The sequence below is a fragment of the Pantoea sp. FN0305 genome (assembly GCF_050113845.1).
Lineage (GTDB): Bacteria > Pseudomonadota > Gammaproteobacteria > Enterobacterales > Enterobacteriaceae > Mixta > Mixta alhagi.
In genome coordinates this window covers 207499-221662 of sequence record NZ_JBNJSN010000008.1, presented here as the reverse complement: position 1 = coordinate 221662, position 14164 = coordinate 207499, and the positions used below count along the sequence as shown (strand labels likewise).

Sequence of the window (14164 nt, the reverse complement as noted above, 5' to 3'; positions counted from 1 at the left end):
TCCGGCTCAGGCCAGAAATGGCCGCGCTTGTCAATATTATCTAATAGCCTGGTGCAGCAATCAAGTATCCGCCCTCGCACTCTGTGCCTTTTCCCGATCCTGCTGTGCCTGCTGCTTTGCCAGCGTCCTGGCCAATAGTGAGGAGTAGAGCGGCTTGCCGCCCAGAAACTGCGCCAGCAGCGTTGCGCCGAGGCAGGTAATAATCATCGGTAAAATCAGCTGATAATTATCGGTCATCTCCAGCACCAGCACGATGCCGGTCAGAGGCGCACGCACCGAGGCGGCAAACAGCGCGCCCATACCGGCAATAGCAAAGGTACCAGGATCGAGCGTCAACGCCGGCAGCAGCGAAGCGCAGGCCATGCCGAAAGCGGTGCCCAACAACGTGCCCAACGCCAGCATCGGCGCAAAGATGCCGCCCGGCGCGCCTGAACCGAAACAGAGCAGCGTGGTAACCACGCGCGCGATAAAAATAAACAGCAGCATCCCTACGGTATAGTGCCCTGCCGCCGCGATGGGGATCAGACTAAATCCACCGCCTGCCGCTTCTGGTTTAATCACCGCAAGAACCCCGCACAGCCCACCCAGCAGCGCCCCGATAATCAGCGCTTTTTTCATCACGCCGCCGTGCAGCCGCTGAAAAAAGTCCTGAGTAATAAAAATCAGGCGGTTAAACAGCACGCCGACGATGCCGAACAGCATACCCAGCACCAGATAGAGCCACAGCGTATTAATTGGCGCACTGGCAAGCTTGCCGACGGCAATCACCGCATGTTCGCCGTTGAAATAGCGAAACACGATGCTCGACATGATCACGCCGATAAATACCGCTTTAATGGAGATCAGGCTATAGCGGAACTGCAAACGCATCTCTTCGATAATAAACAGAATGCCGGCCAGCGGCGCATTAAACGCGGCGGAAAGACCGGCGGCGGCTCCGGTAGCCAGCAGCGAATGGCGCGCTTCAGCGCTGCGCATACGGAAAAGATCCAGCACCATGCGCCCAACGTTGCCGCCCAGCTGCACCGTTGGCCCTTCCCTTCCCAGCACCATGCCAGCCCCCAGCGTGCCCATGCCGCCAAGGAATTTAACCGGGATCACGCGCCACCAGCGTACCGGACGCAGTTCTTCCAGCGCGCCTTCGATTTCCGGAATACCAGAGCCGCCCGCTTCTGGCGCAAAGCGCCGCACCAGCCAGTAACCGAAAACGGCCAGCAGCGCCGACAATAAAAAGGCCAGAGGAAAAGCCAGCCACAGATGATCGCCTGTGCTGGCCACCACGCCCAGCCGCCAGGCCTGTACCGCCGTTACCGCTTTCTCAAACGCGACCCCAATCAGCCCGGCCAGCGTGCCGACGATGCCTGCGACAAACAGAATCGCGACGGGGGTTTTATCACGCCGTAGCAGCATCCGCAGAAAATCGGTACGCCGCAGGGGAACCACATGTAACTGCTCGGTGGAGGTGGGTGTTTGGTTCATAACGCTCACATCAGTAAATTAATCAAGTCCGTTATCATACGCCGCACCCCATAAAGGGGCAAAAAATGCCAGCCTGCGCAATACTCTTTTTGCCAGCCATTCAACGTGGCCCTAAGTTCCCGTAGAATGGTCGGGTTTTTCTTTCATTCAGGAGCCGATTAATGAGTAAGTCCGAAAACCTGTATCAGCAGGCGCAGCGTTCCATTCCCGGCGGCGTAAACTCGCCGGTACGCGCCTTTACCGGCGTCGGCGGCGTCCCGTTATTTATTGAGCGTGCCGATGGCGCCTGGCTGTACGATGCCGACGGCAAAGCCTATATCGATTATGTTGGATCCTGGGGGCCGATGGTGTTGGGCCATAATCATCCGGCGATCCGCAACGCGGTCATTGAGGCGGCAGAGCGCGGTTTAAGCTTTGGCGCGCCGACCGAGATGGAAGTGAAGATGGCGGAACTGGTGTGCAAACTGGTACCGTCAATGGAAATGGTGCGGATGGTTAACTCCGGCACCGAAGCCACCATGAGCGCCATTCGCCTGGCGCGCGGCTTCACCCGACGCGATAAGATCATCAAATTTGAAGGTTGTTATCATGGCCATGCCGACTGCCTGCTGGTGAAAGCGGGTTCCGGCGCCCTGACGCTCGGCCAGCCGAATTCACCTGGCGTTCCGGCAGATTTCGCAAAGCATACCCTGACCTGCACCTACAATGACCTGGCCTCGGTACGCGCCGCGTTCGAACAATATCCGCATGAAATCGCCTGTATTATCGTTGAGCCGGTAGCGGGCAATATGAACTGTATTCCGCCGCAGCCCGATTTTCTGCCCGGCCTGCGCGCGCTGTGCGACGAGTTCGGCGCGCTGCTGATTATCGATGAGGTGATGACCGGCTTCCGCGTAGCACTGGGCGGCGCTCAGGCGCACTATGGCGTAACGCCGGATCTGACCTGCCTGGGCAAAATCATCGGCGGCGGCATGCCGGTAGGTGCATTCGGCGGACGTCGTGACGTGATGGAAGCGCTGGCGCCGACCGGCCCGGTTTACCAGGCGGGTACGCTCTCTGGCAACCCTATCGCGATGGCCGCCGGTTACGCCTGCCTGACGGAAATCTCCCGACCCGGCACGCACGCCACGCTGACCGAGCTCACGACCCAGCTGGCGCAGGGTCTCCGTGCGGCGGCCCAGGCGGAAAATATCCCGCTGGTGGTGAACCATGTCGGCGGCATGTTCGGTCTGTTCTTCACCGATGCGGCACAAGTCACCTGTTATGACGATGTGACGCGATGCGATACCGAACGCTTTAAGCGTTTCTTCCATTTCATGCTGGAGGAAGGGGTGTACCTGGCGCCGTCGGCGTTTGAAGCGGGCTTTATGTCGCTGGCGCACAGCGCTGAGGATATCCAGCGCACGGTTGATGCGGCGCGTCGCAGCTTTGCGCGTTTGTAAGGGTTTACCTGTAGCCGGCTTAACTCGCGCCGCCATCATCAAACGTTAACGGGCGCCCTGCGGCGCCCGTTGTTATTTCACTTTCCGCAGTAGCCAGACAAAATAAGGCGCGCCGATAAAGGTTGCCAGTAGTCCCGCCGGGATCTGATTCGGAAACGCCGCCATTCTGCCGCCCCAGTCGGCCACAATCATCAGACCGCCGCCCATCAGCGCAGCAACCACCATCTGCGGCAGCGCCCGCCGGAATCCCAGCATACGTGCGATATGCGGCGCCATCAGCCCAATAAAACTGAGTGGTCCGATGGTTAGCGTCGCGGCGGCAGTCAACGCAGAAGCCAGCAGCAGCAAACTAAAACGCGCCGGCATCAGTGCGACGCCAATGGAACGCGCCGTGGCGCTGCCCAGCGGCAAAATGGTTAACCAGCGGCTGGCGAGCGGAGCTATCACCACCAGCACCACGGCTACCAGCGCGGTGCGCAACGCCTGTGCCGCATCCACGCCATAGGTTGAACCTGAGATCCAGCTCAGCAGCTGCGCCATGCGCGGATCGCCGCTGGCCAGCAGCATCGCCAGTAATGTGGTAAAGGCGGTGCTGAAAGCCATCCCCGCCAGCAGCATACGCTCCGGCGAAAAACCGCCGCGCCCGGCCACCAGCATAATCAGCAGCAGCGTAACCGCCGCGCCAAGGCTGCCGGCAGGCAGTAGCCAGGCAAAAGCGTCGCCCGGCACCAGAAACAACATCAGCACCACGCCGCAGGCTGCGCCAGAGCTGATGCCCAGCACTTCCGGGCTGGCCATGGGATTACCGGTCAGGCGCTGTATCAGGCTGCCCGCCACGCCCAGCATCACCCCTGCCGCCAGCGCGGCCACCATGCGCGGTGCGCGCCACGGTTGGAGCTGATGCCAGAGTTCGCCGCTCGCCCACAGCCAGCCGTGCGCATCGCGCCCCAGCGATAGCGCGGTAACCGCCAGCAGCAGCAGTACACCAAGCGCCGCCAGCACCCACCACAGCACATGCTGACGCTCCGCAGGCACGCGGTCGCCCTGATTCAGCGGCGACGGCACCGCCCCGGTACGCAGGCGCGGCAACAGCCACAGCAGAACTGGTGCGCCGACCAGCGCCGTTAAGGTGCCGGTTGAAATCTCACGCCAGTTATCGGTCAGCCAAATCACGCACTGGTCCGTCAGCCAAAGCAACAGTGCGCCCAGCAGCGGGGCCAGTAACATACGACTAACCAGACGGCGTGCGCCCAGCAGTTTCGCCATCAGCGGTGAAAACAGCGCGATAAAGGAGATGATGCCGACAGCATTTACCAGCATGCCGCTCAGAATGATTGCCAGCCCCAGCGCCGCCAGCCGCACCAGCGACAGCGCCATACCCAGATTTTTAGCGACACCATCGTCCAGCCCCAGCACCGTAAGAGGCCGCCGCAACAACAGCGCCAGCGCAAAGCCCAGCAGAAGACGCGGCAGCAAAAAGGTCACGTTGCTCCAGTCCTGCTGGCTTAATGAGCCAGTACTCCACAAGAAAAGGTTTTGTAGCTGATCGTGATTGAAGATAGCGAAGATCTGATTAACCGCGCCGCAGTAAAGGCTCATTACCAGCCCGGCGAGGATCAGGGTCACCGGCGACAGCCGTTTCCCCCAGGCGATGCCAAACACCAGCAGGCCGATGAGTACCGCGCCCGTCATCGCAGCGATCTGCTGCGTGAGCATTCCGCCCGGCAGCGCCCACAGGGTTGCAACCGTGATGCCAAGCTGAGCGCCGCTCGCCACGCCAAGCGTGGTCGGCTCCGCCAGCGGGTTGCGTAATACCTGTTGGAAAAGCACGCCCACCAGCCCCAGCCCTGCCCCGGCCAGCAGCGCCACCGCCAGCCTGGGCAGCAGGCTAAAGTGAAACACCATCTGATCGATATTATTGCGATCCGGCTGCATTAACGCATGTAGCCACTGCGGTGTTGGCAGATGATGAGTAAAATTCAGGCCGGTCAATGCCAGCGCGCCCAGAAACAGCGCACCGATCAGCATTACCGGAAAAGCGAAACGCCTGTGCATCATGCCTCCAGCACATTATCGAGAATACGGCAAAACGTCATCGCCGAGAGCGTTGCACCATAAAACCAGACGGTTGGCACGCGGGTAAAACGTTGCTGACGTACAAAAGGCAGCGACTGCCAAAGCTCGGTTGCAGCGATCTGCTTCATTAAGGCATTATCACCGTGGCTCAGACAGAGCACATCCGCATCAACTATGCTCGCCAGACGCTCGATCCCTACCACTGCGCTGCCCCAGAAATTCGTTTCGCCCTGCCAGGCGTTTTGCAGCCCAAGATTTTGCATCACTTCTAAAAACAGGCTGCCTTTGCCAAAAACAATCGCATGACGTTTATCAATTAACGACATCAGCAACAGCGGCTTCGCAGCGCGCGGTGCAAGACGCATACGCATATCGGCAAAAAATTCATCAAGCATCGCCAGGTGTGCCCGCGCCTGCGGCTCTCGGCCGATACGCTGCGCCAGCTGCGTTAGCGACTGACGTGCCGCCGTTAACGGCTTACCGTCGCTGTTGTTAAAGGCGAATCCCTGGCTGGGAGCGATACGCGCCAGAGTTTGCGGTGAGGGGCCATAGCCGCTGGAATAAAGAATCAGAGAGGGTTTCAGTTGCGTCAGCAATTCAAGGTTCGGCTCAACGCGCAGCCCAACATCTATTACGCTCGCAGGCAGTTCAGGCTTGCCGACCCAGTCGCGATAGTTAAACAGTTCAGCTGCGGCCATCGGCACCACGCCCAGCGCCATCATTAATTCAATCGGCAGCCATTCCAGGGCGACAATGCGCTGCGAATCAATTGTTTCAGCCCGCAGCGTTTGCTGCCAGAGCAGCGGAGAGATCGCCATAGCGGTAAGCAAACGACGGCGTGTTATTGGCAACATAACCACATCCTTGTATCAGTAAACAAAGCTGACCGGCGCGCCACCCTGCGGGTGCGGCAGAATGCCCATTGGAATGTTATAGATGCGTTCCAGCACTTCGCTGTGCATGATGTCCGCCGGCGCGCCCTGAGCGATCATCTCACCGGCGCGTAGCGCGACCAGCGAATCGCAGTAGCGTGCCGCCATATTGATATCGTGCAGAACGGCAATTACCGTCAGCCCACGCTGCTGGCTAAGACGCTGGATCAGCGCCAGCACCTCTACCTGATGCGCAATGTCCAGCGCCGACGTAGGCTCATCCAGCAGCAGGCAGCGGCTGTTCTGCGCCACCAGCATCGCCAGCCAGGCGCGTTGCCGTTCGCCGCCGGAGAGACTATCCACCAGACGCCGGGCAAGGGGCTTCAACCCCACCAGCGTAATCGCTTCCTCCACGCGCTGACGATCTTCTTCACCGTAGCGCCCCAGCGCGCCGTGCCACGGATAGCGGCCTACCGCTACCAGCTCCCGCACCGTCATTCCCTCCGCTGGCGGCAGATGCTGAGGTAAATAGGCAATCTGCCGGGCAAAGGCCTTGCTGTTCCACTGGTCCAGCGGTTTGCCATTTAACAGCACGCGCCCTTCGCTGGCGGGCTGATGTCGGCCTAACATTTTTAGCAAGGTCGATTTGCCGGAGCCGTTATGACCGATCAGGCCGGTAACTTTACCGCTGGGAAAGGTAAGCGAGAGAGGATGCAGCAGCGTGCGTCCGGGCACGCGAAAACTGACTTGATCGAGCGTGAAGGTGGTTTCCTGTGACAGCTGATGTGACATGGTTATCTTCAACGGTGACGGACGCGACCAAAGCCGCGCCCGGATGGATGGATTTAGAAACGGAACGTTGCGGTAGCAACCACCTGGCGTTCAGCGCCCCAATAGCAGGCATAATCGCGATAACAGCTGGCAACGTACTCTCTGTCAAACAAATTATTCACATTCACCCCTACGCTGGATCCCGGCAGTCCAAAGCGAGCCAGATCATATTTCACGGCGGCATCCACCGTGGTGTAACCTGCTACATCAAAGTTTTTATTGGCATTATCACCCACGCTGTAGAGACCTTTACTTTCGCCAACGTAGCGCACCCCTGCGCCCAGCGTCAAACCAGAAAAAGCCGTTTCGTTAAAGGTGTAATCGCCCCACAGGGAAGCCATCTGCCGCGGTACTTGCACCGGCGTGCGTCCCTGCAACTGAGTGTCGTGCGTATATTCTGCATCAATATAAGTATAAGAAGCGGTCATATTGACGTTGGCATTAAGGGCCGCTTTAGCTTCCAGCTCCAGACCGCGCGAGCGTATCTCGCCCCCCTGAACGCTCCAGCCAACGTTTTGCGGATCGGGATCGGCAGTCAGGTTTTTGCTCTTCGTTAATTGATAAACAGCAGCCGTTACGACCAGAGGTCGATCTTTTGGTACATATTTTACGCCTGCCTCATATTGCTTAGCGCGCGAGGCATCAAACGGCTGGCCTTCTACGGTGGTGCCAGATGTGGGCAGGAAAGACTCACTGTAACTGAAATAGGGGGCTACACCATTATCAAAGAGATAATTCAAGCCGCCGCGCCAGGTAAAAGCCTGGTCATGTTTTTCTACTGTCGTACCGGCAAAACGGTTATTAGCCGAGGTTTTGGCAAAATCATAGCGACCACCAAGGGTCAGCACCCACCGGTTCCATTCCATCTGATCCTGAGCATAGAGACCAGTTTGCTCCTGGCGATTCAGGTAGTTATAGGGGGAAGAGTAAGGCGACCAGCTGGCATTGCCATACTGAGGATTGATCGCGTTAATGGAGCTTGCCGTACCAAACTGCGCATCAATATCATTGCGGGTACGCTGATAATCTACGCCAGCTAATATAATATGACTGACCTCGCCTGTGGCTAATTTTGCTTCAGCCTGGTTGTCAACCGTAAACGTAGTCAGGTGTTCTTTGGAGAATGCTGCTCCACGGATGATCTCATTGGTAGCAGCAGTAAAGCTACTGCCATAAATACTGCGGTAATCAGTATGCAGATCGGCATAACGCAGGTTCTGACGCACAGTCCAGGTATCATTAAAACGGTGTTCAAAGTTATAACCAACCATTTTAGTGTTACGCGAAATTTTATTGCTTTTTTCACCTTCATCAAAATTGGTTGGTAGCTTATGCTCATTACCATTTGCTTCAATAATCGGCACTACGGTTCCCTGACGCGGCAGCCAGCCATAATAACCGGTCTCAGGCTCGTTCTGGAACATTGTCAGTAAATCGAAGCGAGTATTGTTATCTGGCCGCCAGCTAAAAGAAGGCGCAATAGTGTAGCGTTTCTCTTTGTTCATCTCTTGCTGCGCATCCTGGCTGCGTGCCAGACCGGTCAGACGATAGCTATATACTCCGTTATCATCGAGTGCATCAGAAAAGTCGAAACCAGTCGCAAAGAGGTTATTACTTCCCATTCTGAACTGTACTTCGCGTAGCTGTGTCGTAGTTGGTCGCTTACTGACCAAAGCAACAACGCCGCCCGGGTTGCTCTTACCATAGAGTACGGAAGCCGGGCCGCGTAATAACTCAGCCCGTTCAAGGAAATAAGGATCTATAGCAAACTCGGAATAATTATCACCTTGCAGCTTCAGCCCATCCAAATACTGGTTGGTATTGGTTTCACTAAACCCACGAATTGACAACGCGTCAATAACCTCAGAGCTGCCACGGTTATTGGTCAGAACGCCAGGTGCATAATTAAAAGCACTTTTAACAGACGTGATGCCGTGCGCTTCCATCTCTTGTTGTGTTACCACCGATACTGACTGCGGGTTCTTTTCGATTGGCGTATCGGTTTTGGTGCCGGTTGCGCTGTGCTTAGCGGCGATAGTTGCAGCCGGTCCCCATGCACTTTCCTGCGGCGCGTCGGCTGTGGCATCCACCACCAGCGTCTGCTCTGCGGCAAAGGCAGAGCCTCCTCCCGCCAGGGTTAGCGCCACCAACACCGCCAGCGGACGTTTCAACAAGCCCGCCGTAGCGGAAGCAGTAAAAATTTTACTACGCGCATTTGCCATTATGTTTTCTCTGAGTGGAAATAGGTCAGGCGATGAAAAAGGAAACGCAAACGATAATTATTCGTATGCTTATTGTTGTGGTTGGATAATATGCGAAACAAACTCAGATCTGCAAGCCCTAATGCGGGGATATACGTGCCCTGCAGGCCAGCTTTAAAGCGGTGATCGAGGCGCTATGAGTCAGATCAAAAAACGGGCGCATCCTGATGCGCCCGTACACTCCCTTTGGGTTCGTGGTTTTGTCCCGCCGTCTGTTTTCCCATTCACGGCGGGAAAGCGATCAATGTTACTGTGGCATCGCCCCGCTTCATCTCTATTACGTTTTACTGGTGCGAAACACTGAAATCGCCTCACGCAACGCCCTTGCCCGTTCAGCCAGCAATCCGGAGGCCGCTGCCGACTGCTCTACCAGCGCGGCATTCTGTTGGGTCGAGCTGTCCATTTGATTAACAGCGATGCTGATCTGCGAAATCCCGGCGCTTTGCTCTTCAGAGGAGGACGAAATATCTTTAACCAGCTGCGCGGTCTGTTCGATCGAGGTAACGCTTTGGTTCACTTTCTTCCGGGCATCCTGCACCATATTAATGCCCTGCATAGAATGCACCACCGACTGCTCAATCAGCTGTTTAATCTCACGTGCGGCGGTTGCCGAGCGCTGCGCCAGCGCACGTACCTCAGCGGCGACCACGGCAAAACCTTTACCATGCTCCCCCGCGCGCGCCGCCTCGACCGCCGCATTCAATGCCAGGATGTTGGTTTGAAAAGAGATGCCATCAATCACGCCAATGATCTCCTGAATTTGCCCGGCGCTGTTGTTGATCTGCTCCATAGAGGCTTTAACAGACTCCATCGCTTCCCCGCCGCTTAATGCGGCTTCTGTCGCCTCCTGCGCCATTTCGGCTGCGTGACGCGTGTTATCCGCGTTCTGACCGATAATGGAGGTCAGCTGTTCCATGCTGGCCGCCGTTTCAGCAAGCGATGCCGCCTGACTCTCTGTCCGCTCGGAAAGATTCTGGTTGCCGCTGGCAATCTCTTCAGAAGAGCTGGCGATAACGTCCGAACTCTCCTGAATAGAAAAAACCAGACTCGACAAACGATGGTTCATTTCACTGAGTGAACGCAACAGGGAGGCTGTTTCGTTATTGCCGTCCACCTGAATATTATGGGTTAAATCGCCGCTGGCGACCTTTTGGGCAATCATGGTCGCTTCATTAAGCGGGCGGGTCACTGTTTTTACAATAAATATGGTAAAAGCAACCATCATTAAAGCTATTAAAATCAGCGATCCCAGTAACCATATCTGTGAAAGACGCTTGTTGTCGCTCTGTTGAGTAAGCAGCTGTGTAAGCGAGTCTGCAGCGGTATGACCAAGATGTTCATATTTATTTAAAATCGTATTAAAACGCAGGGTATAATCGCTTTCACTCAATTTAATCGTTTGCCGATGAGTAAAGATATTATCTGCAACCTGTAGCGCCTCCGCCGATACTTTCCATAGTTGTTCAACCGGCTGAGACAGTTTTATCTTTAATTCATCGTTCAGGGCAAATGCCTTCATAAAGTATTTATGGAATATATCCAGCGATCTCTTTGTCTGTTCTATCTGATCGGCAACCCGGTCATAGTCCGCCTCTTTCTTCACATTATTGGTCGCTAAAAACTCGGCCCCGCTGCCTCGCACCTGAGCCAGGCCAGCAATCATCTCCGGGATGCGGTTAAAAGTGCTCAGCATCAACTGATAGCTGTCCAAATCTGCGTCCAGTGACAGCTTTGAAAAATCAAGTACGTCTACAATCACATCCAGCAACGAGGAGATCAGCTTTTCATGCATTATATTATTTTCAGTCAGCGTAAACGCAGGATCGCTTAGCTTGCGCTGCAGCTCTGCCCATATATCTATGGTGCTTTGCATTTTTTTCATCGCAAATTTGGCCTGCATCATGGTCAGGTTTTTAAGCTGAGAGGTTTGCAGCTTCTCTGCCTCGCTTATCGTAGCTGAGTGGGCTGGCGAAGTGCCTTTACCCTTAGAAATGATAAGATGGCTTTCATCCCAGTGACGCTGATAGATACCGAGCAAGGTTAATAGTTCTTTTTCTGTCAGAATACCTCTAATCTCTTGCTGCTTCACATCAATTGCTTCATTGCCTTGTTTAACCAATAACGCGGTAGGTAAAACAAAAAGCACCAGGGCAAACAGGCCCAGCATTGCTAATTTAGCGGATAAATTAATATTCTTTAATAAATTTCCCACAGTAAATTCCTTTTTATTAAGACAGATACCCATATCTTTCGATTCTGCTGGCTAAAAACGCCAACCATAATTAGACAGATTTAACATCCCTGGAAAAATCTGACATTTCTTAACAGAATAAAAAGAAGCAATAAATAGCAAACCATTCACCCATTATCACTCTTCAGCGAAAGCGTTATTGCCTGAAAAAAAATAACACAGCAATTTCTCACAAAGCAATAAAAAACAAGCGAGCTCTTTGTTAAAAGCTAACAGAAAATTTCTTAGATGCGTTTAATGCTTTAAATAAAACCTAATATCCTGTTTAACACAGGCCGTTTTACCTTATCCCTCCGTCAGAGCAGACAACGCCAAAAAAACGGGCGCTCCTTGCGGATGCGCCCGTTCTATTTATGGCTCAGTAACGTGGGTTAATTACCGCCAAACATGTCTTTTATCCAGCCGGCAACGCCATCGCTATCCTGTTGTTGCGGTTGCTGTTGTTGCTGCTGCTGTTGTTGCATCTGCTGCTGTTGCAACTGTTGCTGTTGCAACTGTTGCTGCTGCCACTGCTGCTGACAAAGCGCGGTGGCATCCGTGGTCCATACCGGAAGCGTACGCCAGCCGCTGCTGCCGGTATCACAGACAAAATTGCCGGCAGAATCCACGGCCATCGAAGCAATATCCTCCGGCGGCGTCAGCACCAGCGGCATCGGAGCCTGGTTATCCAGATAGCGGCGATAGAGCTGCATCGCGCCTGACGAACCATAGAGCTTCGTCGGCTGGTTATTGTCGCGTCCTACCCAGGTAATCGCCACTTCTTTACCATCCACGCCAGCAAACCAGCTGTCGACCTGATTGTTAGTGGTACCGGTTTTCGCGGCCAGATGCGCGTCAGGATAGCGTGCGCCCAGCGCGTGCGCAGTCCCTCGTGCCGCCACCTGTTGCATGGCATAAAGCGTCAGATAAGCCGCCTGCGCCGGTTCAACACGCTCCGCCTGTGGGAAGCTCTGATACAGCACGCTGCCATCTTCGGCAATCACTGAGCGCACGGCAGAGAGTGACGCACGGTTACCGCCGCTGGCAATCGACTGAAACGCCTGCGCGACTTCAATCGGTGTCAGGTTAAGTGCACCCAATAGCATTGCCGGTACCGGATGCAGCTGATCTTTCGGCAGCCCCAGTTTGATCCAGGTACTCATTACGCTGTCCAGCCCCAGCGTCATTCCCAGGTTGACCGTAGGAACGTTCATGGAGTTGGTCAGCGCGTCTACCAACATCACTTTACCGCTGAAACGACGATTATCATTCTGCGGCTTCCATACCTGACCGTTGGGTTGTTTAAGCGCGATAGGTTCATCAGCGATCCAGGTATTCAGACGATACGTATCCGGCTGTGACAGCGCGGTGAGATAAGTTGCCGGTTTCGCCAGCGAGCCAATGGAACGGCGCGCCTGCATGGCACGGTTATAGCCAGCAAACTGCGGATCGGCCCCGCCGACCATCGCCCGGACTTCGCCGCTAAAGCGGTCAACAATCACCATCGCGGTTTCCAGGTCCTTCAGGCCGCGCTGTTTTTTCAGCTCCGGGATGCCCTCTTCCACCGCTTTTTCTGCCGCATCCTGTGAAACCGGATCGAGCGTGGTGAAAATTTTCACGCCGGAGAGATCTTTTACCTTATCGCCCAGTTTCGCCTGCAGCTCACCGCGCACCATCTGCATAAAGGCTGGCTGCGGCGTAATAACCCCGCCTTTTGGCTGTACACCAAGCGGTCGGGCACTGAGCATGTCATACAGCTCCTGATCGATTACCTTCTGCTGTTGTAACAGACGCAGCACCAGATTGCGGCGCTCCAGCGACAGCGTTGGATTACGCCACGGGTTATACAAGGATGCGCCTTTAACCATACCAACCAGCAGCGCCTGCTGATCGAGGCTCAGCTCATCCACCGGGCGACCAAAGTAATAGAGACTGGCCAGCGGAAAGCCCCGGATCTGATCGTTACCGGCCTGACCCAGATAGACCTCGTTCAGATAGAGTTCAAGAATGCGATCTTTGCTGTAGCGCGCATCCATAATCAGCGCCATGTAGGCTTCATTGGCTTTACGCCACAGGGAGCGCTTGTTGGTGAGGAACAGGTTTTTCACCAACTGCTGCGTCAGCGTACTGCCGCCCTGCACCGCACGCCCGGCGGTAATATTCGCCAGGAAGGCACGGCCAATCGAGTAAAGGCTAATGCCGTCGTGCTCATAGAAATGACGGTCTTCGGTTGCGATCAGCGTATCAACCAACAGATCGGGGAAACCGGCGCGCGGCACAAACAGGCGCTGCTCACCGTTAGGGGATTGCAGCATGGTGATCAGGCGCGGGTCGAGCCGAAAGAAACCAAAGTCACGTCCGCTATCAAGGTTTTTGATTTCGCTCAGGGTGCTGTTGCTGAACGTCAGACGTGCACGAATTTGCCCTTCTTTACTGTCGGGGAAATCAAACGGACGGCGGATCATTTCGATGCTGTTCGCCTGCACGGTAAACTCACCGGGCCGCGTCATGCGCGTTACCTGGCGATACTGTGTGCCTTCCAGCAGCGCAATCATCTCTTTTTTATTGTAGGCCATGCCTGGCTCAAGGCTGACCATACGACCATACACCGCCGCCGGCAACTGCCAGACTTTGCCATCGATACGGCTGCGAATTTCTGAATCAAGGTAAACGCCATAGGCAGCCATCACCACCACAAACACGATAAATAGCTTAATCAGCCATCCCAGCCATTTTCTTTTTTTGCTGCGCGGCGGCCGCCCTTTTCCTTTACGTGGCACCGGTCTTTCCTCCTGGTAATCATCATTCTCTTCGTCGTTATACTCTTCCCTGCGGCGTCCCGGTCCACCCGATTGACGTGGCGGTTTGGGCTGTTTCCCTTTGCGCCCGATAGGTTCGCGATCGTTCCCAGACATCTGTTTCGTTTCTCCAGGTAATGGCCGGCTACTCTGTTCTTACTACTTCATTTCGAAA

General features: G+C 55.2%; 8 protein-coding genes. 1 reads left to right on the top strand and 7 read right to left on the bottom strand.

From position 1 onward, the window contains the following. Positions 1–60: 60 nt before the first annotated feature. On the bottom strand, positions 61–1479 hold the full coding sequence (gene clcA / locus ACQE3Y_RS16695; RefSeq protein ID WP_426974523.1) for a H(+)/Cl(-) exchange transporter ClcA: 1419 nt from the start codon (positions 1477–1479) through the stop codon (positions 61–63). A gap of 161 nt (positions 1480–1640) precedes the next feature. On the opposite strand from clcA, the gene hemL reads away from it, so the two are divergent. Next, on the top strand, positions 1641–2921 hold the full coding sequence (hemL, locus tag ACQE3Y_RS16690) for a glutamate-1-semialdehyde 2,1-aminomutase (protein ID WP_426974522.1): 1281 nt from the start codon (positions 1641–1643) through the stop codon (positions 2919–2921). A gap of 72 nt (positions 2922–2993) precedes the next feature. Here hemL and fhuB read toward each other — a convergent pair whose 3' ends face one another. From fhuB to mrcB, 6 genes are all read right to left on the bottom strand, one after another. Next, complete coding sequence (gene fhuB, locus ACQE3Y_RS16685) at positions 2994–4979, bottom strand: Fe(3+)-hydroxamate ABC transporter permease FhuB (RefSeq protein WP_426982116.1); 1986 nt, start codon at positions 4977–4979, stop codon at positions 2994–2996. Further along, complete coding sequence (gene fhuD / locus ACQE3Y_RS16680; RefSeq protein WP_426982115.1) at positions 4976–5851, bottom strand: Fe(3+)-hydroxamate ABC transporter substrate-binding protein FhuD; 876 nt, start codon at positions 5849–5851, stop codon at positions 4976–4978. The genes fhuB and fhuD overlap by 4 nt, the downstream gene beginning before the upstream one ends. Before the next feature lie 15 nt (positions 5852–5866). After that, positions 5867–6661, bottom strand: a complete 795-nt coding sequence (gene fhuC, locus ACQE3Y_RS16675; RefSeq protein ID WP_085067936.1) for a Fe3+-hydroxamate ABC transporter ATP-binding protein FhuC — start codon at positions 6659–6661, stop codon at positions 5867–5869. Positions 6662–6714: 53 nt separating this feature from the next. Continuing rightward, positions 6715–8922, bottom strand: coding sequence for a ferrichrome porin FhuA (gene fhuA / locus ACQE3Y_RS16670; protein ID WP_426974519.1), 2208 nt, complete (start codon positions 8920–8922; stop codon positions 6715–6717). A gap of 316 nt (positions 8923–9238) precedes the next feature. Next, complete coding sequence (locus ACQE3Y_RS16665) at positions 9239–11173, bottom strand: methyl-accepting chemotaxis protein (RefSeq protein ID WP_426974518.1); 1935 nt, start codon at positions 11171–11173, stop codon at positions 9239–9241. A gap of 410 nt (positions 11174–11583) precedes the next feature. Next, complete coding sequence (mrcB, locus tag ACQE3Y_RS16660) at positions 11584–14106, bottom strand: bifunctional glycosyl transferase/transpeptidase (RefSeq protein ID WP_426982114.1); 2523 nt, start codon at positions 14104–14106, stop codon at positions 11584–11586. Positions 14107–14164 lie beyond the last annotated feature (58 nt).

Coding starts and splice junctions, on each gene's coding strand:
- clcA (WP_426974523.1), bottom strand. CDS start 1,479: ATGAACCAAACACCCACCTCCACCGAGCAGTTACATGTGGTTCCCCTG.
- hemL (WP_426974522.1), top strand. CDS start 1,641: ATGAGTAAGTCCGAAAACCTGTATCAGCAGGCGCAGCGTTCCATTCCC.
- fhuB (WP_426982116.1), bottom strand. CDS start 4,979: ATGATGCACAGGCGTTTCGCTTTTCCGGTAATGCTGATCGGTGCGCTG.
- fhuD (WP_426982115.1), bottom strand. CDS start 5,851: ATGTTGCCAATAACACGCCGTCGTTTGCTTACCGCTATGGCGATCTCT.
- fhuC (WP_085067936.1), bottom strand. CDS start 6,661: ATGTCACATCAGCTGTCACAGGAAACCACCTTCACGCTCGATCAAGTC.
- fhuA (WP_426974519.1), bottom strand. CDS start 8,922: ATGGCAAATGCGCGTAGTAAAATTTTTACTGCTTCCGCTACGGCGGGC.
- mrcB (WP_426982114.1), bottom strand. CDS start 14,106: ATGTCTGGGAACGATCGCGAACCTATCGGGCGCAAAGGGAAACAGCCC.